This is a genomic window from Enterobacter cloacae complex sp. 394I7 (assembly GCF_057320345.1).
The window spans coordinates 1,485,994-1,510,159 of sequence record NZ_JBXWCR010000001.1; the positions used below are offsets into that span (position 1 = coordinate 1,485,994).

Sequence of the window (24,166 nt, forward strand, 5' to 3'; positions counted from 1 at the left end):
TTCCTTACTGAGAGAAATACTATGAGAAAATTACTTATTGATACTGATACCGCTTCTGATGACGCAGTCGCTATTGTGATGGCACTCAGAGAGCGTACCGTTAGGGTTGAAGCAATCACAGTAGTCGTTGGTAACTGTGAGATCGAACAGTGTGTTCAAAACGCATTAGTGAGTATTGAAAAAACCGGAACATATGCTCCTCCTGTATTTTCCGGAATGACAAAGCCGCTTTTTAAAACCCACTTCACTTCTCACCATATTCATGGCAAAGATGGTATGGGTAATATGGAAAATCCCCCCACCACCCTAAAGTCGGAATCACTTCATGCGGTAGATGCGATTCTTCTTTATGCAGAAAAATTCAAAGGTGAACTTGAGATCGTTACCCTGGGACCTCTGACTAATCTGGCAATGGCAGTACTGAAGGAACCAACGCTTGCGAAAAAAATTAAACATGTTTATATCATGGGCGGTGCCGGCCTTACTTCGGGAAATATCACGCCTCTGGCTGAGTTCAATTTTTTTGTTGATGCGGAAGCCGCTAATATAGTGATGCAATCAGGGCTCCCTATGACAGTCGTTGGGTGGGAAATAGGCATGGGAGAAGCTTTCATTAATGAAGATGATATAGCATACCTCAATCAACTGAGCCCCTTGGGTCAGTTCGCCGTAAGATGCAACAAATCCTTGATGGAGTTTAATGCAGGCCGAACGGTACGCAAGGGTTTTGATTTGCCAGACCCCACCACCATGGCAGTAGCGCTTTTTCCTGATATTGTTGAGGAGGCGTTTTCCCGTTATTCCTGGGTGGAGTACAAATGTGAGTCATCGTATGGACATTATGTTATCGATGCGACAAACCTTACAGGGAAAGCACCTAATGCCAGAATTATACTTAAAATAAAAAGTGGTATGTTCAAAGAGAAATTATTCTCGTTACTCGCAGACTCCGCAATGATGTATAGAGGAACTTTAGATGCATTTTAATTCCCGAAGGATTCCGAAAATTGAGCTTCACGTTCATTTGGATACTTGTATTAGCTATCATTGCGCAAAAATGCTGATGCCTGCACTGAATCTTAAAGTATTTCAGTCGAATTTTATCGCACCGAGTCAATGTACTGACCTGGGAGATTTTTTAAGAAGAATTTCTCCGCAGCTGAGCTTATTACAAACCCACACTGCATTACGTCAGGCCGTCGAAGACATGTTTGATCAACTCCATGCTGATGGGGTAATTTATGCTGAGTTACGCTTTGCGCCACTCTTACATCTTAATCAATATCTTACGGCTGAAGAGGTCATTGAAACCGTCCTGGATGCCATGCAGATAAATAGCCATATTTTTGATATCAAAGCCAATTTAATATTATGTACACTGCGTCATTTTACGGCAGAACAGAGCCTTGAGACGGCAAGACTGGTGACAAAATACCTGCATTATGGGGTTGTCGCGCTTGACCTTGCAGCTGATGAAGCCCGCTACCCGCTGGATAACCATGTTGAGGCGTTTAATTATGTACGCCAGCATGGAGGCAACTGTATCGCACATGCAGGAGAGGCTAAGGATTTCGTCAGCGTAAATGAAACGCTTAATAAACTGAAAGTTTCTCGCATCGGACATGGCGTCAGAAGCATTGCTGACAGAGCGACACTAGATCGGTTGCTTGAAGAGCATATCCATCTGGAGATTTGCCCGGGTTGTAACATTGTCTGTAATATTTATCCTTCCATTGAAGAGCACCCTGTTAATGCGCTTTTTCGTGAAGGCATTTCATTAAGCATTAATACTGATGCCAGAACCGTTGCCAACACCTCACTGGATAAAGAATATCAACTATTACATCATGTTTTTGGATGGGACACAGAAGAATTTCTGGTTTGCAATATCAATGCTATTGACACATGTTTTGCCTCGCTACCGCTGAAGAAACAACTCAAAGCCAATCTTTCGGGGTGATAATCCCAGACATACATTTAAACAACAGGCATGAGCGCTCATTACATCGAATATGAAATAACATGACCACATTTTTGTATCTAATACTCTGTGCGATGTCTACCGCCGCCGGCACCGATATGGTTTTGCCTGCTATTCCACTTTTTGCTACAGTCTTTAATACCTCATCGGAGATATCACAAAGGATACTCTCCATATATGTAGCAGGTAATGCCTGTGGTTTATTACTATTTGGTAACCTGGCCGATCGCTTCAGCAAAATCAGGATGCTCTTCTTTGCGCTACTTTTATTTTCACTAACTTCTTTTGGTTGCGCGTACGCTCCAGAAATAACACTTCTTTTAATATTACGATTTATACAAGGGATGGCTTCTGCTGCAGCATCAGTTTTCATCCCTGGATTTATTAGAGGTTTGTTTCCTCATCGGAAGGCAGCCCGGGCAATTGGATTGTTAGGGAGCATACAGGCATTAGTTCCGGCGATAGCCCCTGTAGTAGGTACACTTATCCTGCAGTTCTTTAACTGGAGAATCACGTTTATCTCTCTGGGCGTACTGACGATGGCTTTAGCTGTAATGATAAGGTTTGCAAAGGGACCAGAACGAAACCCAGGCCAGCACACGCCTGGAACGTACGTACAATTATTGAAAAATGCTGTTTATCTTCGCTATGCATTGAGCCAGGCTTTGGCCGTTGGCGGTCTGATAACGTTCGTATTCGGAGCACCAAGCGTCATTATTCTTTCCATGGGCGGGAACCTGAATGACTTCATCCTTATGCAAATGTTGAACGTAGGAGGTTACATCATCGCCGCCAACATTTCTCCGGGGTTGGCTGAACGTTTTAGCCATGAAAAAGTAATTCTTGCCGGCACGCTTATGGCATTGCTCAGCGCCTTCGCGCTATCGGGATATGGTTTCCTGAACGGAAGCCGGGCTTTTGTTATGACCATACTCTTTACGCCAATGGGTTTTGCGCTGGGGTTAAGGGGCCCCGTCGCCTTCTACAGGGGTATCGTTTCTGCAGGCAGTAATGATGCCAGAGGATCTGCGCTTATGATTTTCCTCACCTTCATAACGACTGCGCTGGGGTCACTCATAACTGGACATTTTATTACGGGTGGGCTCACCCCTCTTGCCATGTCAGTCACCGCCATGTTCTTACTGTCATTTTTGCTTTTTGTGTTATTGCCAAAACTGAACCGCCAGTGAATAAACAACAATGGGTAAGTCAATATTCTTTACAGCAGTGCATGAACGCTGTTGAAGAGTCGCTTCGGGGCGCAGCGGACATTGCACCCGCCCACCCCGGCAGTTAAAGCAAAGTTACTCCCCGGTACCTGTCTTGTCAGTCACCAGACGTACACTTATCAGGAACCCGAATCCGCCTCAATCAGGATAGGTCATCGGCGTCCGGTTTCTGCGCACGGTGGATCTTGTCACGGATCTTATCAACTGATGCTTTGATGTCAGCAATGATGTCGGCGTCCATCCCAAGGGTATCCACAATACAGCGCGTGATAGTGCTGGTCTCGCTTTTCAGCGCCTCACCCTTCTCCGTTAGGTGGATAAGCACTTCGCGCTCATCCTTCGGATTGCGTGTCCGGGTGATCAACCCCGCAGTCTCCAGCCGCTTCAGTAAAGGGGTCAGCGTGCTGGACTCAAGAAAAAGAATTCCACTCAGTTCCTTCACTGTTCGCCCATCCTGATTCCACAAGGTGACCATCACCAGATACTGGGGATAGGTCAGGCCAAGCTTATCGAGCATGGGACGATAGAGCTGGGTAAAAGCATGTCCCGCTGAGTAAAGAGAGAAACAGAGCATACCGTGCACATCGGGCAGGGAATCCTCGGAAGTAGTGTGTTTAGTCATATGTCCTCCAGTCCCTCTAAAATAATTTGCATACGATTTAATTGCAAGCGATTGACAAAGGCAAAAAGGGCTGCCATATTCATTTGCACACAAACAAATCGCACACAAACTAATAACACAACACATGACAGGAGAACGAAATGACAACTTTCACCACCACAGACGGAACAGGCATTTTCTACAAAGACTGGGGTTCAGGTCAGCCTATCCTCTTCGCTCATGGATGGCCGTTATCGTCTGATGCCTGGGATCAGCAGATGCTGTTTTTCAGCCAGAAGGGTTTCCGGGTCATCGCACACGACCGTCGCAGCCACGGGCGTTCGGACCAGACTTTCCACGGTAACAATATGGATCAGTATGCGGACGATCTCGCTGAGCTGATTGAGGCGCTGGATCTGAAGGATCTGATTTTAGTGGGTCACTCAACAGGGGGCGGCGAAGTTGCACATTATATCGGTCGTCATGGTACCTCACGTGTGGCTAAAGTCGTTCTGGTCGGCGCTGTCCCTCCTCTGATGCTCCGGACGGATGCCAATCCTGACGGCACCCCGATGGAGGTGTTTGATGCCATCCGCGAAGGCACGGCCAAAAACCGCTCACAGTTTTACTTCGACCTGACGGTTCCGTTCTATGGCTTCAACCGTGACCATGTCCCCACCAATGACGGGTTGCGGGAAAACTTCCGCAGAATCGGCCTGCAGGGCGGTATTAAGGGGCAATATGACTGCATCCATGAGTTCTCTGAAGTCGATTACACACACGACCTGCAGCAGATTGATCGCCCTACCCTGATTATTCATGGCGACGACGACCAGATTGTCCCCATTAAGGCATCTGCACACCGCGCCGCTGAGATCGTCGCGAATGCGACGCTGACGATATATGCCGGTGGTTCACATGGACTGGCGGAGACAGAAGCCGATCGCTTTAACGCTGACGTACTGGCCTTTATTCGCAGCTAACAAGGTGGCCTGTTCCAGACAGGCCGCAACCATCATACGCATAGCCTTTAAACTGAATTGAAAAGAGGAACGATCATGTCCAAATTTGCTGCCTCCCTTGCCGTTGCCACCGTTTTGCTGTCTGCCAGCGCTATTGCAGAAACCGCTAAGCCGACTGTTGTCCTGGTTCATGGTGCCTTTGCCGACTCTTCTAGCTGGAATGGCGTTACCCAAATCCTGCAAAAGGACGGGTATAACGTCGTCGCTGCGGCGAATCCGCTGCGCAGTGTTTCGACTGATGCGGCTTACGTCTCTTCCGTGGTGAACAATATTAAGGGGCCGGTCGTCCTTGTCGGCCATTCCTATGGTGGCCAGGTCATTACGAACGCGGCCCGTGATACAAACAATGTGAAATCGCTGGTGTATGTCGCCGCATTTGCTCCGGATGCCGGTGAAGCGGCGGCCGACCTGGCCGGAAAATTCCCTGGCGGCACGCTTGGCCAGGCGCTCGCCGCACCGGTGAAGCTGGCTGATGGTAGCGTCGATCTCTCCATCGACCAGGCGAAGTTCCACCAGCAATTCGCACATGACGTTTCAGCTAAAGAGGCAGCGCTGATGGCCGCAGGGCAAAGACCGATTACCGAAGCGGCTTTAACTGAAAAGTCAGGTGCGCCTGCCTGGAAAAAACTGCCCTCTTACTTTATTTACGGTGACGGCGACAAGAATATCCCCGCCCAGGGTTTGCGATTCATGGCTGAACGCGCGGGCTCAAAACATACCGTGGTGATCAAAGGCGCATCCCATGTCGTGATGGTTTCTCATCCGCAGGACGTTGCCACACTTATTGAGGAAGCGGCGAAGTAAACATCGCTCTCCCCCAGAACGCCATCCCTCGCCTGAGGGATGGCCGTATAAGTAATGCCTCTTATGTTCCTGCCGGTATCCGTAAAAATGACGTCAGCGGTATTCTTAATAATCCCAGGGACCCGGGATGCAACGGAACGTATCGCCGTCGACAGCAACATGGCAGACAGACGGGAATGAGAGATGAGTAGCGATCAATGACTCCCTGTTATCTGCCAGTTCCTGCAGCAGACGAATGCGAATCTGTGCCGCTTCTTCGGGATAATGGTCGAAACCATTGAACCAGTCAGGATGTTCAAACCCAACCTGGAAAATGGCATCGCCGGCAAAGGTGAGTCGTTCCCCCTCAGAGGCCAGCCTTACCACGCTGTGTCCGGGAGTATGCCCGCCTGTACGAACGACACGCACGCCGGGTGCAACCTCGTATTCCTCTTCGAATGTATGCAGTTGAGTCTGGTACGCTTGCAAAAATTGGGTAGCGGTTTGGCGCAGTGCTTCCGGGAAACCAGGCGGCATGGAAACCTGTGAAAAATCGGGCTCACGCCAAAATTCCACCTCAGCAGCAGCGACATGAATGCGAAGGTCTGACCGCATGCGCGCTTTCACACCCTCAATAAGCAGCCCACCAACGTGATCCATATGCAGATGTGTGATAATCACATCCGTGACGCTGGCAAGATCTATCCCCGCTGACGCCAGGCGGTTAACCGTTCGCCCGGCGCGGGGTAAATCAGGGAAAGCCTCCCCCATCCCTGCATCAACCAGGATCGTCCGGTCACCGCTATGCACGAGAACCACATTTAATGCCCAGTCGAGAAAATCGGCAGGCAGAAACTTATCTTCAAACCAGTGGGTACGTTCGGAGGCCTCCGCGTTATGACCCAACATGGGTCCAGGTAATGACAACACGCCGTCACTGATCACCAGAACATCAATCTTACCGACCTGTAGTGCATAACGTGATGGCACCTTTTCATAAACGGCTTCCACATGCGAGGTACCATTAACAGGTGCTAACGACGCTGCATCATTCTTAGATATCGCCATATTTCCTCCAGACAACATAATTAATCGATTTAAGGGTATACACACCGTAGAAATGACTTTTTCCCCTCTGTTATTTCCCATCATCAAAAATAAACATGCAGACAGAACACAATGAAACAGGGTTAAAACATCGCTATACTCTTATGATGCCCACTGTTATTAACAGGTATACTCATGAAAAATCATGACATTCCTCTTGACGATGCCGTTCATAAAATGGCTCAGGTATTAAAGAACCGACCTGAATTAGGCATAGACAGTGGAGATGCGCTGCAAATTCGCTGTTATCACTGGCCGCATGGGCCATTGCATGAAACTATCCCGCCACTCGATCAACATGTGATTATTGCTCACGTTGGACATATGCAGCGTGTTGAGCGAAAAACAGAAAATAAAATCGTTAAAAACACGATCCGGAAAGGCGCCATCACGACAATTCCTCAGGGAAGTACATCTCGCTGGGATATTGCTGGTCTTGTAGATGTTATGCATTTATATATTCCTGATAATATTTTCGCCGATCTTCTGAATCAAATGGAGATACCCACTGCTGAGTTACTCTTACGCACAGCGCATTTTGATGAGACGGCATCAAAAATTACGCTGGCCGTTGCGGAAATCATTTCGGACAATAACAAAATTAACCAACTGCTCTGCGAGCACTTAACACTGTCATTAATATTACAGTTAATAAAAAACCACTCCAACACGCTGACAGCCGCAGGCCAGTCGCAAGGAGTATTGTCTTCGCGCGCATTAAAAATGGCGCTGGAAAAACTGGATAACAGCCCCATAGGTGATGTCACGATTAAATCACTGGCTCTTGAACTGGGAGTTTCCTCAGCTCATTTCTGCCGTGCCTTTAAAAACAGTACCGGCTTAACCCCGTACGGGTGGCTTAAGCAGCGCGTAATGGAACGCGCTTTCCACGAGTTACAACACACCGATAAACTGATTACAGAAATTGCCATTGAAAGCGGCTATGGCTCGCAAAATGCATTTACCCAGGCCTTCAGAAAAATAACAGGCTTGACCCCCGGTCAATGGCGTGAAAAAAAGAACACGCGTTGATGCTGCCTGCCGCCAGGCAGCATCAACAGAGATGGCCTGTTACGGAACAATAATGTAATCAGGGTTAGCAACAGAAAACATTTTCTCTCTGTCGGGTTCTGGCGGATAAATCCACTGAGTATTAATTTCCTGCTTTATTTTTTTCGCTTCCATGCCCTGGTACATAACCTGATGATCCCAGCCTTCCGTGTAGACCGCCCCCCATTTGCCCAGATCAAGACAGGTAACATATTTTGGCTGGCTGTAAGAATGCAGCGGTAATCCCAGTATTTCTGCTGCCGCGTTATGACCGGCGACGCGCCCCAGGCTCATCGCATGCTGGCAGGACATGACGTTATAATTACCTTCATCATCCGTAGGGACTTTTACGGTATCGCCGGTAACGAAGATACCCCTGGCGGCAGGTGCCCGCAGATACGCATCCCCAATAACACGGCCCAGATTATCGTGGTCGCCCGGGATGAGCCCGGCTAACGCGCTGGCCCGCATTCCCGCCGTCCATATCACCGTTTTACTGGGGATAAATTCATCGTCCGAAAGCATCACCCCCTCAGCGTTGATTGCGCGCACTCTGACGCCCGTTCGTACAGTCACGCCATTACTGGCCAGCGCCTGATTGATGATCTCACAGGCATCCTCGCCCATCGCCTGACCAATTTTGTTCGAACTGTCCACAATAATAACCTGCAAATGGTGCTCCGAACCCAAGAGGTCTCTGAGGCGTTCCGGCATTTCAGTGGCGGTCTCAAGCCCGGTCAGGCCCCCACCGGCGACAACAACAGTATTTCGTGCGGGAGAATAAGGCTCTGAAGCTAACGACATGAGGTGTTGCTCCAGTTCATGAGCAGCATTCAATGAGTTCACATCAAAACTGTATTCCGTGATCCCCGGCAGTTCTGGGTGAAATGCCTGGCTTCCGGTGGCCAGTACAAAACTGTCAAAATTAACCGAGGTTTCGCCACTCTCTTTTTTTACCGAGATAGTTTTATTTTCTGCGTCAATATCGGTGACATAACCGGCAATATAGTGCACACCCGCAGCCTTAAGAACATGCAGAATAGAGGGTGCCATATTTTCAAGTACGGCTTCATACAATCTTGGACGAATGGTTAATGCGGGTTCCGGAGAAACCAAAAAAATCTCAATCCGATCATTTGCCTTTTCCATATGTACCAGCCTTGCTGCTGAAATGGCGGCCCACATACCTGCAAAACCCGAACCGGCAATAATAATACGTTTTTTCATAGCGATACCTGTTAACAGCGGATGATGAAAATGTCGTTACCGCACCAAGAGTAGTGAAAGTCAAACCTGCCTGCTCTAGCAAAATTGATGTGCTTTAATCAAATTTGATGTTTTTTTATCAGCGCTGCGCGCGCCGCTAAATTTGCCCCATCCCGCCATCGACAGACAGGTCGATACCCGAAATAAAACTGCTTTCATCCGATGCAAGAAACAGCGCTGCCGCGGCCACCTCGTCAGGTTTGCCTATACGACCTAACGGAATACGACTTGCGATGCTGGCGTCAAAAATCTCGCGATCGCTCAGGGAAACGCCCATTTTACTGATAATCGGTGTGGCGACGGGTCCTGGGCTCAGGCAATTCACGCGGATCCCACGGCCTTTAAGGTCGGTCGTCCAGCTGCGGGCAAAAGATCGCAGCGCGGCTTTTGAGGCGGCATAGATAGTGTGTCCATCGAACCCTTTATAATGCGCAATGGAGGACGTTAATATTATCGAGCCACCGTCGGACATTAACGGGAGGGCCTGTTGCACGGCGAAAAACGTCCCTTTTACGTTGATATCAAACTGAGTATTAAAATCATCTTCGGAGGAAGCCGGGAAATCGGAAAGCACAATAACACCGGCATTTGCAAACATCACATCCAGCTTGCCGTATTTTTCGTTAATAATGCGAAAGAGGTTTTCATGGCTTCGTATGTCACCGATATCGTGTTGTATTGACAGTGCATTATCGTCACCGAGTTCATTCATCGCCTGCTGCAGGGTTTCTGCATTCCTGCCAGTGATAATCACCTTTGCACCTTCTTCAATAAACCGTTTGGCCGTGGCCAGTCCGATACCGCTACTGCCTCCGGTAATTAACGCGACTTTATTGTCTAACTGTTTCATGATGATATTTCCTGTTATTACTGCTCAGACAGCGCGATCACTCGTAGGCGTGAATACGCGTGGCAAGTGTATTTCTGCGTTCATTAAGTAATTCGATAAGCGTGTCCAGTGCCCGAAGTTTTTCTCTGTGCTGGGCCAGACACTGGATAAAACGCGCATCATCCATGTCGCTTACCTGAGAAAACTTTTCCAGCTCTGCAATCTGTCGGGTACTGAACCCACATTTTAAAAGCGAGATTATCCATCTCACTTTCTCGACGTCTTTCGCGTCGTAATTCCGATAACCGTTGTCCAACCGCTGAGAAACAATCAGTCCTTTAGCTTCATAATGTCTGAGCACTCGGGTGCTGACGCCAGTGAGCGCCGCCAGTTCAGATGGTCGCATACCTTTCTCCTCGTCATAGATGCACTCTACAACATTGACACTAGTGTCAATGTAAAGAGCATAGCGTTAGCTGGAATGTAAGCAGATATTTCCTGAGACAGGCAAAATTAACTCCGCCAACGAAGATTGCAGCAATCTTGATTTTGCCTTGACCGTTTATTGATTAACGGTCGGGATAATCAGCCTGTTCAGACAGAACTGCCCGGCGCTGACAGCGCCCTCTGATGAGATTGCAAGGAGAAACAATAATGGGCTTCAGACATTCGCTTTTTGGATGGGAACGTTCAAACTTCACGCATTACCAGGCGGCTTATTATAAGTACGGCGGCAGTGTTAATACTCACCCCGACATTATCAATTTCTTTATGCAGAAGAAGGAAAAAGATTTCGCATTCTGGCATTACCGACGCGATGGCGAGGTCACCGCAGCGTACTTTACCAGTGATGAAAATACCTTCGGCCTGAATGTCTGGCGCGATTACCCGGTATCTTATGATGAAATTATTATCCCCATGGCTGCCGATCAAAAAATCGTTCTGCCAGTAAAAACAAACCGGCTGTCGTCATCGCTGCGTGGGAATATAATAAATGCCACCTATGCTTTTCGTGAAAAACGTAAGGTTTGCCTGATTAAAACATCTTTCTCAGGTAAAACGGTGAAAAAAAGAAACGGGGAGCTAAAAAAAATGCTGGCTGCGGGCGGAGAATGCATCCCGCTCAGAGAGATGTCACCGGCGGATATTGCTGATATTTACGTGCATCTTTTCAGGCTGCGTTTTGCTGACAGCGTCAGATGCTATAACAGGAAAAACATCACTGAACTGTTATCCGCCCTGCCACATATGGTCACCGGCAATGTACTTTTCTTTGAAGGTGCCCCCGTTGCGATAGATCTCGTACTGTGTGCCCGTAGTGAAAAAAGCCTGTATTTTGATGTTCCTAACGGAGGGATAGACCCGTCGATCACCGCATTCAGCCCAGGAAGTCTGCTCATGTGGAAAAATATTGTTGATGCACGAGAAGTGTGTCGCAATGAAAATAAGGCAATGCAATTTTCAATCGGATTGTATGATAAAAAATGGGACTATAAACTGCTTTGGGCCGAAACCCAGCCTACAGGTAAATCACTGGTTCTTTGAACTGTATTAGCCGCCCTGCCCTCAACAATTATTTATCTCCTTTCGGCGCATCCAATAAAACAATAATGATAATCTGAAATATGACAATCACCGGTGCGATGTACAGTAAAAAACAACCACATCGTACCATTTTACGAAAGGCAGAAAGCAGTGAGAGAAGTAATTCAGGTGACATGGTAAACCCCCGTTTACCATGTATTTAAACTCAATTTTTACAAGATTCAGTTCACCCTTTGTTAAGGAACCGTCAATGCTGTTCCTTTTCGCTTAGCGGTATCGTCATCGTAAACGATAGCCCTCCGCTGGCATTCCGTTCTGCAAAGATAGTACCGCGATGCGCCTCGCATATCGCTCGGGCAATAGAGAGCCCAAGCCCGGACCCACCGGTATGTCGTGAACGGGACTGCTCCTCACGCACAAACGGTGAAAATATGGTTTCAAGCAGTGCGTCCGGGACTGCCGGACCGTTGTCGCGGAAAATAACAGATATCTTTTTATCGCTGACATGATAACGAATATCCAGGATGCCCCCTTCCGCAGCGTAGCGCAGAGCATTGTCCATCAGGATCAAAAAGACCTGGCCTATCCGGTACGGATCAACCCGACAGGTCACAGATTCCCCCTCATGGTAGATAATGTTCACTCCCACCCTTTGGGCTGAAGGCATCGTCCATGCCACTTTCTCACGGATTATCTGGTCCAGGCTGGTTGATACCAGGCTCAAATTCAGCTGGTTGGCATCAGCCAGTTTTAACAGATGCAGATCGTCAACCAGTCTGTTTAAATCATTCATCTGCTGCATGATCATGTTCAACTGGGCCTGACTGGGTTCAAATACGCCGTCCATAATGCCCTGCAGGCGACCGATGGCAGCCGTCAGCGGCGAGCGCAATTCATGTGCCATGATCACATGCGATTTTTTCAAATCTTTCTCGTAGCGTTCCAGCTGCATCGACATCCCGTTAAAGTTCTCGCTGAGGCTTCGCAATTCAAGCGGCAGATTGTCCGGGACGGGCACGCGGGTCCCAAACCCGCCTTCAGCAACAGACCGTGCCGCACCGGCAAGCCGGCTAATATGATGGGATATGGGGCGCGCTGTTTTCAGCGTAAGCATAAAAATAATCGGTATGAATATCAGAACCAGGATGCCAAGAATGACCCAGTCCTTAATCCCCATCGTCGGATCTGAGTAGGACAGCCCATACCAGGTGTCGATAATTTCATGATAGCGGTTGATGTTCTGTTCAGGGTGCTTGCTCAGAACTGAGAGTTCAGCCCTGACGGCCTCTGGCATCCGGTAGGCGTGCCATTTGTTTTCAACAAAAAATCGCACCCACATAAAAAAGGCGATAAGAATAATACTTCCGACTGCCAGAGATATCAGCCGCTTGCATATCCAGTTCCACAGCGTACTCGGTTCGCCTCGTGGAGATAACGTAAACTTTTTCATGCATTTGCAAATCGGTAACCGATCCCTCGTACGTTTATCAGCAAATCAGTCTGCCCCGCTGACTCGAGTTTTTTTCGCAAGTTATAGATATGCGTGTCCACAACGCGCTCCAGGGCTTCACTTTCTGGGAGACACGCTTCAAGAAGCGCCTGACGGGTGAAAGCCTTATTCGGTGACTTAAGAAATGTCATCAGCAGCAGCAGTTCCGTCGGCGTTAAATCCAGCGCTGTCCGTTGCCCGTTCTCGCTCTCAACGCTTACCGTCATGGACTCTGTATCTGCCTGCAGTCCCCGGTACTCAATAAGCGTGCTGCTGCGCTCGCCGGAATAACGACGGAGTACAGCATGGACTCTGGCGACCACCTCACCCGGGTTATAGGGCTTCACCACATAGTCATCCGCGCCAAATCGCAGGGCGCTGATTTTGTCGCTGCCGTCGCGGATGGCGGTGATCATAATCACGGGAATATCACTGCGCCGGCGCAGGGCCAGCAGAACATCGTTCCCGCTCATGCCGGGCAACATCACATCCAGCAAAATAATGTCGGGCTTCCAGCTGAATGCCAGTTCAAGCCCCCGGTTACCGCTGCTGGCCGAAGAGGTCTGAAACTGATCGCGCTTAAGGTAAGCCTCAAGCACATTCGCGGCATCCAAATCGTCTTCAATAATTAAAACACGTTTCACATTCGCACCTTGATGGAATCTTGATTAAATCTTGCAGGAATATTGATTGACCGCCCGCATACTCCGCAATTCATAGATATAAGCATAATTCATTCAGGAAGTTTTATGAAGGAAATAAAAATCGCCTTAGTAACACTCATCGCAGCATCGTTCACTTCACAGGCATCATCAGATAAAAAAGCATCTTATGTCACGATTGGCGTGGGTTCACAATATGCGCCTGAATATACCGGCTCGAATAAATATGATGTCAATACGCTGCCGTATTTCGGATGGACTTACGATGACTGGTCCGTCAATACCGACAAAGGCATTGTCTATTCCCATCAGTTCAGTAATGGCGTTTACCTGGGGCAAGCTCTGGGGTATTCCCTTGGCCGCACGGATAGCGGAAACGCCTGGCTTCAGGAAGGCTCTGATAAACTTAAAGGTATGGGTAAGATTAATACCGTAATGAATACCACCACCACGGCAGGATGGTGGATAGCACCCTGGATAGGCTTTGAGGGAAATATTACGGCACCGCTGACTGAAAGCCAGGGAATGCAATATAAAATTAAACTTAATGTCGTTCTTTTTGCTAACAACACAGATACTCTGCTAATCAGTACCGAAAGAAAATACGGCGACGCACGGTATAATAATACCTGGTTTGGGGTGAATGAAAATCAAAGTACCCATTCCGGATATAGGCCTTTCAACGCGGGTAGCGGATTAAACAGTGTGAATTACGATATTAACTGGCAACACACATTTAATGATAACTGGTCCGGCTATGCGGATTTAGGGTATATCACGCTTGCAGAGCGTGTAAGCAGCAGCCCCATTGTGCAAAAGGATGAATATCTTCTCTTTACCGTCGGGGCATTTTATACATTCTGATGCAGGATATCGGTTATCTGGTGCTCTGACCGCCAGATAACCTGGTTTATTGCGTTTTAAGTTTATTAATAAACCAGCGTCCGGCTGGCCCTGGAGGATATTGCGTCATATGTACCGCATGCATGGAAAAACCAGGGCCAACATCGGGCTGCATCTCCAGGTTCAGGATAACCAGTCTGCCATTAGCAAGATCGTCCTCAACCATAGGCAAAGGCATATAACCCCAACCGAGGCCCGCACGCAAGAATGCATGTTTTGCCCCCATGTCACCCAAACGCCACGTCTTAGCCGACATCACACCAAAGTTGCGACCCGCCGTGAGTGATGAGCGGTCAGCCAATACAAGCTGCACAGCGTTCTCCATAACCGGCCGAAGAATTGGGCCAGCCATTTTAGCCAAAGGATGATCGGGTGAGACCACAGCCACGGCAGGAACACTGAGCAGGAACTCAGAGGCACACCCGGTCGGAACATCCGGTAGCGAGCCGATAATCGCGACCCGACAGTTGCCGGCCAGCAATGGCTGAAGTACCGCGCCCAGCGCCTCAACATAAAGACGCAACGGTGTGCCGGGAAAGGCCAGATGAAATTCCTTCACGACTGCGGTCAGGATCTCTATCGGAAACATCACATCCACAGACACGGCGAGTTCGGGTTCCAGGCCTTCTGCCAGGATACGCGCCTTAGCCTTAAACGCGTCCATTCCGGCAAGCGTATGGCGTGCGGCCTCCAGTAAGGCTGCCCCCGCCTCCGTCAGTTTCGGGTAACGTCCCGTTCGCTCAAATAAAGGAAAACCTACCTGAGATTCCAGATTTGCCAGCGTAGCGCTAACGACGGACTGCGCCCGGCGAAGTTTGCGACCTGCGGCCGAGAAACTGCCTTCATCAACCGCAGCAATGAAAGTACGCAGTTGATCAATCGACATACCATCCAGCATGTATCGCCCCTTTAGATGTATACCATCTAATTATATAGGCTACACAGATAGATCGGTGAGCACTATTCTCCTTTCATGTTCTCAAGCAACGTCGCCAAACACATCAACGCATCTGTTCATTTAAGGAAACAAACTATGAAAACAAATACTGTCGGCATTATTGGTGCAGGCGCCATCGGACAAGCTTTTGCCCACCAGCTGGTCAACGCAGGCGTGAATGTCATCCTCAGTAACAGTCGTGGCCCGGACAGCCTGGCTGAAGTGATTGAGGCATTGGGCGACAAAGCCCGCGCCGGAACGGTACAACAGGCTGCCGAAGCCGAAATCGTTTTTATAAGTACCAACTGGAACAGAACCGAGGCCGCATTAAGTGGGGTGAACTGGGAGGGTCGTATTCTGATTGACGCGACTAACCCGGTACTTTTGCCGGGCTACACCCTTGCAGATCTGGGGGGTAAAAACTCATCCCAGCGCGTTTCAGAATGGGCAGCGGGAGCCCGGGTCGTCAAAGCCTTCAACACGCTTCGGGCAAACGTTCTTGCGCAAGACCCGTCCCAATCTGGCGGGCGCCGCGTGGTCTTTATGTCCGGCGACCACGCTGATGCAAAAGCGGACGTTGAGGAATTAGCCACCCGAATGGGCTTCGCCAGTATAGACTTAGGGAGTCTTGAGATGGGGGGATATCTGCAACAATTCCCGGGTGGTCCCCTTCCCGCGCTAAACCTTGTGAAACTGGCTTAAGAGACGTTATTGACGAATATGGCTCAACGTACTTCCGCTGAATCATTCGAAGCGTACATTCCGGGCGAATTGCTCAAGGAACATCGGGCACAATCTTCCCGGGATGTCTTCATTCAAATTCTGGCGCGTCGGCAGAGGCAGGACAACGTTATTATCCCGGCCGTGCCAGAGCCTTTTATTGTCTGGATACTCTCTGGGCGGGCCGTCGTTGAAGAACGGCCTCTGGGCGGAGAGTGGTCAGAAAACCACGTTACCGCAGGTGATTTTTTTCTCACGACCGACACCTCTCCGACAGAGATGAGATGGCAAGCCGAGCCAGACTGCCCTTTCATCGTTATGCACGTCTATATTGGTGTGTCCATGATGCAGGACATTGAGCTGCGGGAAGTGTCGGGCGAACGCGATGAAACACTGTCAGCCCTGCTGGAACTTATGCGCGCAGAGCTTTATTTTCAACACCCACCCAGTGGACCTTACATCCAGGGTATCGCTCAAGCCCTTGCCGTACATCTCTCCCGTGCTTACCGGACATCGGCAAAGCGACACCACGGCGGGTTGCAGGCATATAAATTACACCGGGTGTTTAAGGCAATGCATGAAGAGCTGGCTCTCCCCTTCGACTTAGCACGTCTGGCTGGCCTTGCCGAGCTTAGTGAATTCCATTTCAGCCGGGTCTTTAAACAGTCTACCGGGCTTTCGCCTTCCCATTATTTTATCCGCTTGCGAATGGAAGCGGCGCGCCGCCTGTTGTCCGAGACAGAGGATTCGATGATCAGCATTGCCCTGACCGTGGGCTACAACAGCCCCAGCCATTTTGCTGCCATATTCCGCAAGCACACCGGTATTTCGCCTTCCCAATATCGCCACGAAAATATGCGTAGCAAAACACCGACAGCGTGAGCAAACCACCGCGCGAAGAGAGTGCCTTTTGCAGACATGATTGACCCGAACTTCAGATGTTCTTTGCTGAAGCGCTTAAACAAACGCATAAGAGGATCAATCATGGAACTCAACGGTAAATCAGCCATCGTGACCGGTGCATCAAGCGGTATCGGCGCAGCCACCGCCATTAAATTGGCCAGAGAAGGGGTCAAAGTGGGACTCGCGGCCCGCCGCCGGGATCGTCTCCAGGCGCTGGTATCAGAAATCAAGGCCTTCGGCGGAGAAGCCATTGCACTGGAAATGGATGTGACTGACCAGGCGTCAGTCTTCGACGGCGTGAAGAAACTGCACGACGCCTATGGCCACATTGATATCGCCTTTAACAATGCCGGACTCATGCCCATTTCAGACATCGCCAGTCTCAAACTGGAGGAGTGGCATCGTATGGTTGATGTCAATATTAAGGGCTTAATGAACACGGTGGCCGCGGTACTCCCTGTGATGCAAGCGCAAAAGTCAGGGCATATCATCAATACGTCCTCGATTGCGGGCAGAAAAACGTTCGCTGGACTCGGGGTATATTGCGCGACGAAACATGCGGTAGCCGCATTTTCAGATGTATTACGCATGGAGCTTTCGTCTCAATACAATATTCGCGTAACCTCACTTCAGCCAGGCGCGGTTGAAAGTGAATTATTCGAGCACATTACTGACGAAAACTACCGTGCACAGATGGAAAACCTGAAGGAACACATGACGTTCCTGAAGTCAGAGGATATTGCTGATTCCATCCTTTATGTGCTGCGCGCGCCGGATCATGTCGACGTGGCAGAATTGTTCATCATGCCCACAGAGCAGCAGTGGTAAGTTTGCCATGCGGGCCACACCGGTTGTCTGGCCCGCGTTATGACCTTTTCAATACACATACAATTTTCACCCTGCACTCTGTGACACGACAAAAAAAAGCTGCCTTACAGGCAGCTTTCGTGGTGAATATGCGTTAGCCAGGTCAGTTCGCAGACGCGGTAGGTCGAATCGTGATTTCTGTTGTATCAACATTTTCAGGTGCTTCAATCACTTGCCGAACAGCGCGGGCAATATCAGCCGGCTGGAGTGCAATGGAACGGTATACCTCCATTGCCGCCTGCGTTTCCGGATGAGTAATGGTCGAGGCAAGTTCGCTTTCCACCACACCGGGGTTGACGCAGGTGACACGGATGCTGGCGCTTTCCTGTCGCAAGCCATCTGAAATCGCCCGAACGGCGAACTTTGTGGCGCAATAGACGGCAGCTGTCGGCACCACAGAGAGAGCACCGATAGAGCCAATATTGATAATCTGACCGGAGCCCTGCGCTTCCATGGTGGGAAGCACGGCACCAATCCCCCATAGCACGCCCTTGATATTCACATCAATGGTACGTTCCCATTCATCATATTTACCTGCTGCCAGTGGAGAAAGGGGCATTATTCCCGCGTTGTTGATCAGAACGTCAATACGCCCCCACCTAGTCAGTGCCGCCTGCACGAAATCAGACATCGACTGGCGAGTTGTGACATCCAGCTCGCAGGCTTCCGCATGCCCGCCTGTACTGCGAATTTCTGCAGCGATAGCTTCAATACGATCTTTCCTGCGTGCCCCAAGTAACAACTTCGCGCCTGCATTGCCAAGCTCTCGTGCAATACCCTCTCCGATACCGCTGGATGCACCGGTGATCAAGATGACTTTATCCATGATTTACTCCTTCAGTTGAGTTCAGAGGGATAATAGAACGAGGGTATTGTTTCGTGTATCCTGCCACTGGTTTACACACTGGTTAGCAAACCTAAACAATGAAAATTGACCTTAATCTTTTACCTCTGTTTCTGGCTGTCGCGGAGGAACGTAGCTTCAGCGCTGCCGCCGAACGTCTTGGCGTGACGCGATCGGCGGTCAGCCAGGGGATCAGACGCCTGGAGGATACGTTCGGGACCTTGCTTGTCATGCGCACCACACGTTCGGTAAACCTGACTGAAGTGGGAGAACGGCTGCGAAAATCGTTGTCCGTACCGCTATCAACGATTGACGCGGCGTGCGAAGACGTTCTCTCTGACAACGGGCCGCGAGGGCATCTGAAAATTGCTGTCACCTCAATTGCAGAAGAATTTCTTTCAGGCCCTCTGCTCGCGTCCTTTGCAGCCGCTAACCCTGCCGTCACCATCGATATCGTCGTGTCGGATGACGAATTTGATATCGTGGCAGCGGGCTTTGATGCCGGCGTAAGGCTCGGTGACGTGATCGAAAAAGACATGATTGCTGTCCCTCTGACGGGACAGCAACGGGAAGTGGTGGTGGCATCACCAACGTATCTGGCGGCCCACAGCGCACCGCGCCATCCGCGAGAGCTTATCCGCCATCGCTGTATCGGCTGGCGCCCATCGCCAGACGTCGCGCCCTATCGCTGGGAATTTGAGGAAGCGGGAATACCTTTCGACGTGGCGGTTGAACCGCATATCACCACCAACGATCTCCGTCTCATGCTCAGGCTCGCGCTTGCGGGGGGAGGAATTACCTTTGCAACCTATGAAACATTCAGGCCATTTATTGAAAAAGGACAGCTTGTTTCATTACTGGATGATTTTCTTCCGCCTTTTCCTGGGTTTTATCTGTACTTCCCGCAACGTCGAAATATGGCCCCCAAGCTGCGGGCTCTGATTGAACACGTCAGGCAGTGGGGGAAGACGTCACTGCAGTAGTTTCAAACCCGCGCAGAATATTTAGCTTCCCAAGAGTTGCCGCGCCGTAGCAGCGAATGACGCATGCTCGACTGGGCAAGCCATTAACAGGGTGTACCTCAGGCAGGCAAGAAATTTTGTTCAACCGTTTATTTAACAGCCTCATATTCGAGTTTGAGAACTATAGCTGCCCTTTTGTTACCGAGCGCGTAAGGCTTGTGCGAAGTTCGTTTTCAAGGAAAGCGACACATGCTCGTGTTTCAGCGGAGATGATATTAGCCGGAGGATAAAGTAGATATGCAGGGAATGAAGGAACAAGGTAGTCGGGTAACACAGGTACGAGATGCCCGTCGGCAATCTCCTGTAGGCAAACCGGAGACTGCAATACCCCGATTGCCCTTCCTGCCAGAAGCACAGTACGTAACGGCCGCCAGTGGCTGGAAGTGAATGTTATTCTCACAGGGACGGTGAGTAACGCGTTGTCAGGCGCGATCAGCGTCACATGGTTATTCATAAACAGGCCCGAAACACGAGCAAACGCATATCGGGCGAGCTCACCCGGTGTACGGGGCATATCATAACGCTGCAAATATTCGGGAGAGGCCACCAGCAACCGCTCAATTTTCCCCAACGGGCGGGCAACATAATATCCTTCCCCCGCTTCACCAAGACGTAGCGAGATATCCACACCTTCGGTGACCGGGTCCGTCACTCTGTCACTGAGCACCAGATCTATGTTTATGCCCGGATAGGCCAATTGCAGTTTAAGCAGGGCGGGCATAAGTAACTCTTCCCCGGCTCCATAGGGTGCGGCAATGCGCAGGGTTCCACTAATTGCCTCACCATTATCCGCGATTGCCAGCGCATGGTCAGCCGCTGCAACGGCGCTTTTGCTCCGTTCATAGAACAGCGTCCCGCTATTGGTGAGAGACATTCGGCGCGTGTGACGTCGCAGCAGGCGGGTATTAAGATGAGCTTCCAGACGCTCTATCCTTTCACTGACCGCCGGCTGTCCGATGCCGAGATCGCGCGCAGCGGCAGACATGCTTCCGCGCTCAACCACCCGAATGAAAATACGCATTGCCGTGAGTAAATCCATTCACCGATTATATTGGTAAAACCGATAAATGAAAGTGGTCCCGCCCCTCTACTGCCAGGCCCTTCTGTTAATGAAAATCTGTGCGTCCACGGCTGTTCTAGCTACGGCGTACAGAACATTTCATTTTTTACGGGAAAAGAAGCATGTCAGATATCAGGCTTTATATGTTCCAGTCGGGCTATCAGCGTTGTAAATATCACGATATCAGGATGAATCAGGGTGAAGGCGCCGACTACATTATACCTGTCCCCTGGTTTTTACTGACGCATCCGCAGGGGAATGTTGTTATTGACGGTGGGCTTGCGGTGGAAGGGCTGAAGGATCCCCGCGCCTACTGGGGACCGGCTGTTGAACAGTATCAACCCATCATGGATACAAACCAGGGCTGTAGAAGACAACTGGCGAAGCTCGGAATAAGGCCAGAATCGGTGCGTTATGTCTTACTCTCCCACCTCCACTCTGACCATACTGGCGCGATTGGCCGCTTTCCTGAAGCCACTCATCTTGTGCAACGTGCTGAGTACGACTATGCCTTTTCACCGGACTGGTTTACCGCCGGGGCCTACTGTCGGAAAGATTTTCATCGCGAAGGTCTCATATGGCAGTTTCTGGCAGGAGATGCCGATGACGGTTTTGATCTGTACGGCGACGGCGTTCTGAAAATCATTTACACGCCAGGCCACTCCCCGGGTCATCAATCTTTCGTCGTCTCCCTGCCGAGTGGAAAATCGTTCACCCTGGCGATAGATGCTGCCTATACGCTTGACCATTTTCAGGATAAAGCCCTGCCTGGCTTGATGACTTCGGCCAGTGAGGTGGCACGATCGGTGGCAAAACTAAGAGTGGTTACCCAGATGCATAATGCGGAAATTATTCCCGGGCACGATCCTGATATCTGGCCGCATTATGCGATGAAGACGGAAGGTTATAACTGATACGAACGGTGATAGTGACTATACCTCTTCCCTGAGGCGATAACCCTGGTCATTTATGCTTAGCGCAGAGGCAAGCCTTCGTTGCTATCACTCATGAATTTTAACCACCACTTTCCCCTTTGCATGCCCGCGAGCCAGATAGGCGAAGGCGTCGCCAGTTTCGGCAAAGGGGAAAACGTTGTCGATAACGGGTTTGATGCGTTGAGCGTCCATGAGTTCAGCGATTTGGCTAAGCTGGCTGCCATCAGGGCGGACAAAGAGAAACGAATAGGTTAATCCTCGTTTATGTGACAGTCGCATGATTTTGCGGCTCATCAGTCCTAATACGAAACGCAGGAAAACATTGAGGTGTCTTTCCCGTGCGAAAGCCGTATCTAACGGCCCGATCAGGGAAACTATCTTCCCTCCCGGTTTAAGGATTTGGGTGGATTTCTCAATCGCGTCACCTCTGATAGTCCCGAGGACAATATCGTAGCCGCTCAGCACTTTTTCGAATTCCTGCTTTTTATAGTCAACCACCTCATCTGCGCCAAGGCGGCTCACCCAGTCAATGTTGGCGGTGCTGGTTGTCGTCCCTACCGTTGCGCCAAGGTGTTTTGCCAGTTGGATAGCAAAACTGCCAATTCCACCGGAGCCGGCCGGGATAAATACTTTCTGCCCCGCTCGCAGCTTCGCGCGTTCCGTCAGCGCTTGCCAGGAGGTGAGACTGACCATCGGAAGCGACGCTGCCTGTACGAAATCCAGAGTGGCGGGTTTTAACGCTGCAAGGTTTTCTGGCACCCGCACAAATTCAGCAAGAGAACCCGTTCCCCTGTCAAAAATACTGGCAAACACCTCATCGCCTGCGTTGAAACGCGTCACGCGACGTCCTGTGGCAACGACAACGCCGGACACGTCACTGCCCAACGTCGCGGGGAGACTGAAATGCAGAACACGTTTGAACATGCCGGTCGGGATCATGTTATCGATCGGGTTCAGACCTACTGCATACACTTTGACCAGAATTTCATCATCACCAGGGGACGGAAAATCTACGTCGTCGAATCCCAGTTCAGGGGATTTACCATAGCGTTTGAACGTAAATGCTTTCATCGTCTTCTTATTCATTTGTCTTTTACTCTGACGGGTTTGCCGGTGGCGTGTTTCTTACCAACGCTGTTGCTGAGTAAAAAAGCGATACCCAGGAATAGCTCGATAAATACTGCAATAACGATCTGCCCATTAACGTGTCCTGCATACCACTCAACAACGCCGGACACGGCTAAAATCAAACATAACGTACCGATCCCTGCTGCCAGGGCATAGCGTGCCAGCGAGGGCTCTGCGTGCCTGGCGAATAAACACATCACCCCCAGGCCCGCGTACAGGGCGGCAGAGCGATGGCCGAGCACATCAGTTCCCGGTGTCGGCGTGATTCCCCACTGCGTTAACAGCAGTTGCGGGCAGAACATCCATATCGCCGCCAGGATGAAAAACAACCCGGCAGTCAAAATAGCCAGTTGAGAAAATTTCATATTCTTATTCTTTCGCGTCGAGCTGAAGACTGTTGCGTACCACCTTGTCCAGAAGTGAAGCAGGCGCAAAGCGGCGAATGAAATTCAGTTTCCCTGCCAGCGTGCCCGCCGTATAACGCACCTTAGGCCGTAAAGCCTGGGCAGCCTTTACCACCACATCAGCCACCACTTCCGGACGTTCCGCCTCGTCCATTGCCTTGCTGACGACGTTGTTCAGCTTAGCCCGGAGCGGTTCATATTCTTCTAGCTTCGCGTCAGGTTCTAAATTGTTTACGTCGAACTGTGTCTTTATATAGGCCGGCTCGATCACGGAGACCCTGATACCCTGTGTGCGCAGTTCATGGTCCAGCGCGCCCGTATACCCTTCAACCGCATGCTTACTGGCTGCATACAGTGCCACGTACGGTAGCGGGACAATCCCTAATATCGAACCAATGTTGATGATGCGCCCACTGCCCTGACGGCGCATGTGCGGGATCACTGCCCGCGTCATTCTGACCAGGCCAAGAAAGTTGGTGTCGAAAATACGCCTGGCCTGATCAATCGAACTTTCTTCCGCGGCCGCAGGAGCAACCCCAAAGCCCGCATTATTCACCAGCAAATCTATCCGCCCTTCCAGGTGCAGTAACGCCTCAATGGCGGCGCTCACGGACGCATCGTCCGTCACATCAAGCGTTAATAACGTAAAGGGATGTGTACCTGCCTGCGCACCGCGCCGGCTGGTGCCATAGACCGTATACCCCGCGGCCAGCAGTTTTTTAGCCGACGCCTCACCGATCCCCGAAGAAGCTCCGGTCACCAGTGCTACACGTTTTTTTGTCATTCTCACTACGCTCTCTTGATGGAGTCCTGCTCACCCTGCAGCGCAACAACACGCTGCAGGGAAACAACGCGGCATAGGGTTATGCCGAATCCCCG

At 50.3% G+C, this 24,166-nt stretch carries 26 protein-coding genes; 13 read left to right on the forward strand and 13 right to left on the reverse strand.

Annotated features, from left to right (window positions below; all coding sequences use genetic code 11):
- Positions 1 to 21 precede the first annotated feature (21 nt).
- From AC2FAP_RS07200 to AC2FAP_RS07210, 3 genes are all read left to right on the forward strand, one after another.
- Positions 22 to 987 carry a nucleoside hydrolase gene (locus AC2FAP_RS07200; protein WP_449541692.1) on the forward strand — a complete coding sequence of 322 codons (966 nt, stop codon included), beginning with the start codon at positions 22 to 24 and terminating at the stop codon, positions 985 to 987.
- Positions 977 to 1,960: an adenosine deaminase gene (add, locus tag AC2FAP_RS07205; RefSeq protein WP_485452894.1), complete on the forward strand. Its 984-nt coding sequence runs from the start codon at positions 977 to 979 to the stop codon at positions 1,958 to 1,960. Before AC2FAP_RS07200 ends, add begins: the two co-directional genes overlap by 11 nt.
- Positions 1,961 to 2,022: 62 nt before the next feature.
- The gene (locus AC2FAP_RS07210) at positions 2,023 to 3,171 is read left to right on the forward strand and encodes an MFS transporter (RefSeq protein WP_025203962.1); all 1,149 of its coding nucleotides are present in this window, start codon (positions 2,023 to 2,025) and stop codon (positions 3,169 to 3,171) included.
- Between the two features lie 181 nt (positions 3,172 to 3,352).
- Here the strand turns inward: AC2FAP_RS07210 and AC2FAP_RS07215 are convergent, their stop codons facing one another.
- Complete coding sequence (locus AC2FAP_RS07215; RefSeq protein ID WP_025203961.1) at positions 3,353 to 3,832, reverse strand: MarR family winged helix-turn-helix transcriptional regulator; 480 nt, start codon at positions 3,830 to 3,832, stop codon at positions 3,353 to 3,355.
- Between the two features lie 140 nt (positions 3,833 to 3,972).
- Here AC2FAP_RS07215 and AC2FAP_RS07220 point away from each other — a divergent pair, with 140 nt between their 5' ends.
- Both AC2FAP_RS07220 and AC2FAP_RS07225 read left to right on the forward strand, forming a co-directional pair.
- A complete protein-coding gene (locus AC2FAP_RS07220; protein ID WP_014170403.1) occupies positions 3,973 to 4,794 on the forward strand; it encodes an alpha/beta fold hydrolase in 822 nt (273 codons plus the stop codon).
- Positions 4,795 to 4,869: 75 nt separating this feature from the next.
- Positions 4,870 to 5,637 (forward strand): alpha/beta fold hydrolase, encoded by a 768-nt coding sequence (locus AC2FAP_RS07225; protein WP_020882412.1) that lies wholly within the window; start codon positions 4,870 to 4,872, stop codon positions 5,635 to 5,637.
- A gap of 105 nt (positions 5,638 to 5,742) precedes the next feature.
- On the opposite strand, the gene AC2FAP_RS07230 is transcribed toward AC2FAP_RS07225, so the two are convergent.
- Positions 5,743 to 6,684, reverse strand: coding sequence for an MBL fold metallo-hydrolase (locus AC2FAP_RS07230; RefSeq protein ID WP_219373239.1), 942 nt, complete (start codon positions 6,682 to 6,684; stop codon positions 5,743 to 5,745).
- Positions 6,685 to 6,858: 174 nt separating this feature from the next.
- On the opposite strand from AC2FAP_RS07230, the gene AC2FAP_RS07235 reads away from it, so the two are divergent.
- Positions 6,859 to 7,755, forward strand: a complete 897-nt coding sequence (locus AC2FAP_RS07235) for an AraC family transcriptional regulator (protein ID WP_014170406.1) — start codon at positions 6,859 to 6,861, stop codon at positions 7,753 to 7,755.
- 39 nt (positions 7,756 to 7,794) lie between these two features.
- On the opposite strand, the gene AC2FAP_RS07240 is transcribed toward AC2FAP_RS07235, so the two are convergent.
- From AC2FAP_RS07240 to AC2FAP_RS07250, 3 genes are all read right to left on the reverse strand, one after another.
- Entirely contained in the window at positions 7,795 to 9,000 is a 1,206-nt protein-coding gene (locus tag AC2FAP_RS07240) for an NAD(P)/FAD-dependent oxidoreductase (RefSeq protein ID WP_063156498.1), read from the reverse strand.
- 136 nt (positions 9,001 to 9,136) lie between these two features.
- On the reverse strand, positions 9,137 to 9,889 hold the full coding sequence (locus AC2FAP_RS07245) for a glucose 1-dehydrogenase (protein WP_449541694.1): 753 nt from the start codon (positions 9,887 to 9,889) through the stop codon (positions 9,137 to 9,139).
- 37 nt (positions 9,890 to 9,926) lie between these two features.
- Positions 9,927 to 10,274: a MerR family transcriptional regulator gene (locus AC2FAP_RS07250; protein ID WP_020882407.1), complete on the reverse strand. Its 348-nt coding sequence runs from the start codon at positions 10,272 to 10,274 to the stop codon at positions 9,927 to 9,929.
- Between the two features lie 248 nt (positions 10,275 to 10,522).
- Between AC2FAP_RS07250 and AC2FAP_RS07255 the strand changes: the two genes are divergently transcribed.
- Positions 10,523 to 11,413, forward strand: a complete 891-nt coding sequence (locus tag AC2FAP_RS07255; RefSeq protein WP_449541695.1) for a GNAT family protein — start codon at positions 10,523 to 10,525, stop codon at positions 11,411 to 11,413.
- Between the two features lie 247 nt (positions 11,414 to 11,660).
- On the opposite strand, the gene AC2FAP_RS07260 is transcribed toward AC2FAP_RS07255, so the two are convergent.
- Together AC2FAP_RS07260 and AC2FAP_RS07265 are read right to left on the reverse strand one after the other, a co-directional pair.
- The gene (locus AC2FAP_RS07260) at positions 11,661 to 12,863 is read right to left on the reverse strand and encodes a sensor histidine kinase (protein WP_449541696.1); all 1,203 of its coding nucleotides are present in this window, start codon (positions 12,861 to 12,863) and stop codon (positions 11,661 to 11,663) included.
- On the reverse strand, positions 12,860 to 13,546 hold the full coding sequence (locus tag AC2FAP_RS07265) for a response regulator (RefSeq protein WP_020882404.1): 687 nt from the start codon (positions 13,544 to 13,546) through the stop codon (positions 12,860 to 12,862). Before AC2FAP_RS07265 ends, AC2FAP_RS07260 begins: the two co-directional genes overlap by 4 nt.
- 105 nt (positions 13,547 to 13,651) lie before the next feature.
- On the opposite strand from AC2FAP_RS07265, the gene AC2FAP_RS07270 reads away from it, so the two are divergent.
- Entirely contained in the window at positions 13,652 to 14,428 is a 777-nt protein-coding gene (locus AC2FAP_RS07270) for a MipA/OmpV family protein (RefSeq protein WP_449541697.1), read from the forward strand.
- A gap of 46 nt (positions 14,429 to 14,474) precedes the next feature.
- Here AC2FAP_RS07270 and AC2FAP_RS07275 read toward each other — a convergent pair whose 3' ends face one another.
- A complete protein-coding gene (locus AC2FAP_RS07275) occupies positions 14,475 to 15,365 on the reverse strand; it encodes a LysR family transcriptional regulator (protein ID WP_032680864.1) in 891 nt (296 codons plus the stop codon).
- Positions 15,366 to 15,440: 75 nt separating this feature from the next.
- Between AC2FAP_RS07275 and AC2FAP_RS07280 the strand changes: the two genes are divergently transcribed.
- From AC2FAP_RS07280 to AC2FAP_RS07290, 3 genes are all read left to right on the forward strand, one after another.
- Positions 15,441 to 16,106, forward strand: coding sequence for an NADPH-dependent F420 reductase (locus AC2FAP_RS07280; protein WP_072059685.1), 666 nt, complete (start codon positions 15,441 to 15,443; stop codon positions 16,104 to 16,106).
- Positions 16,107 to 16,124: 18 nt separating this feature from the next.
- Positions 16,125 to 17,006 (forward strand): helix-turn-helix domain-containing protein, encoded by an 882-nt coding sequence (locus tag AC2FAP_RS07285; protein WP_086532424.1) that lies wholly within the window; start codon positions 16,125 to 16,127, stop codon positions 17,004 to 17,006.
- A 102-nt stretch (positions 17,007 to 17,108) separates the two neighbouring features.
- A complete protein-coding gene (locus tag AC2FAP_RS07290) occupies positions 17,109 to 17,855 on the forward strand; it encodes an SDR family oxidoreductase (RefSeq protein WP_020882399.1) in 747 nt (248 codons plus the stop codon).
- Between the two features lie 142 nt (positions 17,856 to 17,997).
- Here AC2FAP_RS07290 and AC2FAP_RS07295 read toward each other — a convergent pair whose 3' ends face one another.
- Positions 17,998 to 18,720: an SDR family oxidoreductase gene (locus AC2FAP_RS07295; RefSeq protein WP_449541698.1), complete on the reverse strand. Its 723-nt coding sequence runs from the start codon at positions 18,718 to 18,720 to the stop codon at positions 17,998 to 18,000.
- 98 nt (positions 18,721 to 18,818) lie between these two features.
- Between AC2FAP_RS07295 and AC2FAP_RS07300 the strand changes: the two genes are divergently transcribed.
- Positions 18,819 to 19,721, forward strand: coding sequence for a LysR family transcriptional regulator (locus AC2FAP_RS07300; protein ID WP_485452895.1), 903 nt, complete (start codon positions 18,819 to 18,821; stop codon positions 19,719 to 19,721).
- 160 nt (positions 19,722 to 19,881) lie between these two features.
- On the opposite strand, the gene AC2FAP_RS07305 is transcribed toward AC2FAP_RS07300, so the two are convergent.
- A complete protein-coding gene (locus tag AC2FAP_RS07305; protein WP_485452896.1) occupies positions 19,882 to 20,781 on the reverse strand; it encodes a LysR family transcriptional regulator in 900 nt (299 codons plus the stop codon).
- A 161-nt stretch (positions 20,782 to 20,942) separates the two neighbouring features.
- Here AC2FAP_RS07305 and attM point away from each other — a divergent pair, with 161 nt between their 5' ends.
- Positions 20,943 to 21,734, forward strand: a complete 792-nt coding sequence (gene attM / locus AC2FAP_RS07310) for an AttM family quorum-quenching N-acyl homoserine lactonase (protein WP_449541700.1) — start codon at positions 20,943 to 20,945, stop codon at positions 21,732 to 21,734.
- A gap of 87 nt (positions 21,735 to 21,821) precedes the next feature.
- Here attM and AC2FAP_RS07315 read toward each other — a convergent pair whose 3' ends face one another.
- The 3 genes from AC2FAP_RS07315 to AC2FAP_RS07325 are packed head-to-tail and all read right to left on the reverse strand — an operon-like array spanning position 21,822 to position 24,071.
- Positions 21,822 to 22,841 carry an NADP-dependent oxidoreductase gene (locus AC2FAP_RS07315; protein WP_449541701.1) on the reverse strand — a complete coding sequence of 340 codons (1,020 nt, stop codon included), beginning with the start codon at positions 22,839 to 22,841 and terminating at the stop codon, positions 21,822 to 21,824.
- Positions 22,838 to 23,248, reverse strand: a complete 411-nt coding sequence (locus AC2FAP_RS07320; protein WP_449541702.1) for a hypothetical protein — start codon at positions 23,246 to 23,248, stop codon at positions 22,838 to 22,840. The genes AC2FAP_RS07315 and AC2FAP_RS07320 overlap by 4 nt, the downstream gene beginning before the upstream one ends.
- 4 nt (positions 23,249 to 23,252) lie before the next feature.
- On the reverse strand, positions 23,253 to 24,071 hold the full coding sequence (locus AC2FAP_RS07325) for an oxidoreductase (protein WP_449541703.1): 819 nt from the start codon (positions 24,069 to 24,071) through the stop codon (positions 23,253 to 23,255).
- Positions 24,072 to 24,166: the final 95 nt, after the last annotated feature.

Excerpts from the sequence above, each read along its gene's own strand:
- AC2FAP_RS07200 (WP_449541692.1), top strand. The coding sequence starts at position 22 with ATGAGAAAATTACTTATTGATACTGATACCGCTTCTGATGACGCAGTC.
- add (WP_485452894.1), top strand. The coding sequence starts at position 977 with ATGCATTTTAATTCCCGAAGGATTCCGAAAATTGAGCTTCACGTTCAT.
- AC2FAP_RS07210 (WP_025203962.1), top strand. The coding sequence starts at position 2,023 with ATGACCACATTTTTGTATCTAATACTCTGTGCGATGTCTACCGCCGCC.
- AC2FAP_RS07215 (WP_025203961.1), bottom strand. The coding sequence starts at position 3,832 with ATGACTAAACACACTACTTCCGAGGATTCCCTGCCCGATGTGCACGGT.
- AC2FAP_RS07220 (WP_014170403.1), top strand. The coding sequence starts at position 3,973 with ATGACAACTTTCACCACCACAGACGGAACAGGCATTTTCTACAAAGAC.
- AC2FAP_RS07225 (WP_020882412.1), top strand. The coding sequence starts at position 4,870 with ATGTCCAAATTTGCTGCCTCCCTTGCCGTTGCCACCGTTTTGCTGTCT.
- AC2FAP_RS07230 (WP_219373239.1), bottom strand. The coding sequence starts at position 6,684 with ATGGCGATATCTAAGAATGATGCAGCGTCGTTAGCACCTGTTAATGGT.
- AC2FAP_RS07235 (WP_014170406.1), top strand. The coding sequence starts at position 6,859 with ATGAAAAATCATGACATTCCTCTTGACGATGCCGTTCATAAAATGGCT.
- AC2FAP_RS07240 (WP_063156498.1), bottom strand. The coding sequence starts at position 9,000 with ATGAAAAAACGTATTATTATTGCCGGTTCGGGTTTTGCAGGTATGTGG.
- AC2FAP_RS07245 (WP_449541694.1), bottom strand. The coding sequence starts at position 9,889 with ATGAAACAGTTAGACAATAAAGTCGCGTTAATTACCGGAGGCAGTAGC.
- AC2FAP_RS07250 (WP_020882407.1), bottom strand. The coding sequence starts at position 10,274 with ATGCGACCATCTGAACTGGCGGCGCTCACTGGCGTCAGCACCCGAGTG.
- AC2FAP_RS07255 (WP_449541695.1), top strand. The coding sequence starts at position 10,523 with ATGGGCTTCAGACATTCGCTTTTTGGATGGGAACGTTCAAACTTCACG.
- AC2FAP_RS07260 (WP_449541696.1), bottom strand. The coding sequence starts at position 12,863 with ATGAAAAAGTTTACGTTATCTCCACGAGGCGAACCGAGTACGCTGTGG.
- AC2FAP_RS07270 (WP_449541697.1), top strand. The coding sequence starts at position 13,652 with ATGAAGGAAATAAAAATCGCCTTAGTAACACTCATCGCAGCATCGTTC.
- AC2FAP_RS07275 (WP_032680864.1), bottom strand. The coding sequence starts at position 15,365 with ATGCTGGATGGTATGTCGATTGATCAACTGCGTACTTTCATTGCTGCG.
- AC2FAP_RS07280 (WP_072059685.1), top strand. The coding sequence starts at position 15,441 with ATGTTCTCAAGCAACGTCGCCAAACACATCAACGCATCTGTTCATTTA.
- AC2FAP_RS07285 (WP_086532424.1), top strand. The coding sequence starts at position 16,125 with ATGGCTCAACGTACTTCCGCTGAATCATTCGAAGCGTACATTCCGGGC.
- AC2FAP_RS07290 (WP_020882399.1), top strand. The coding sequence starts at position 17,109 with ATGGAACTCAACGGTAAATCAGCCATCGTGACCGGTGCATCAAGCGGT.
- AC2FAP_RS07295 (WP_449541698.1), bottom strand. The coding sequence starts at position 18,720 with ATGGATAAAGTCATCTTGATCACCGGTGCATCCAGCGGTATCGGAGAG.
- AC2FAP_RS07300 (WP_485452895.1), top strand. The coding sequence starts at position 18,819 with ATGAAAATTGACCTTAATCTTTTACCTCTGTTTCTGGCTGTCGCGGAG.
- AC2FAP_RS07305 (WP_485452896.1), bottom strand. The coding sequence starts at position 20,781 with ATGCGTATTTTCATTCGGGTGGTTGAGCGCGGAAGCATGTCTGCCGCT.
- attM (WP_449541700.1), top strand. The coding sequence starts at position 20,943 with ATGTCAGATATCAGGCTTTATATGTTCCAGTCGGGCTATCAGCGTTGT.
- AC2FAP_RS07315 (WP_449541701.1), bottom strand. The coding sequence starts at position 22,841 with ATGAATAAGAAGACGATGAAAGCATTTACGTTCAAACGCTATGGTAAA.
- AC2FAP_RS07320 (WP_449541702.1), bottom strand. The coding sequence starts at position 23,248 with ATGAAATTTTCTCAACTGGCTATTTTGACTGCCGGGTTGTTTTTCATC.
- AC2FAP_RS07325 (WP_449541703.1), bottom strand. The coding sequence starts at position 24,071 with ATGACAAAAAAACGTGTAGCACTGGTGACCGGAGCTTCTTCGGGGATC.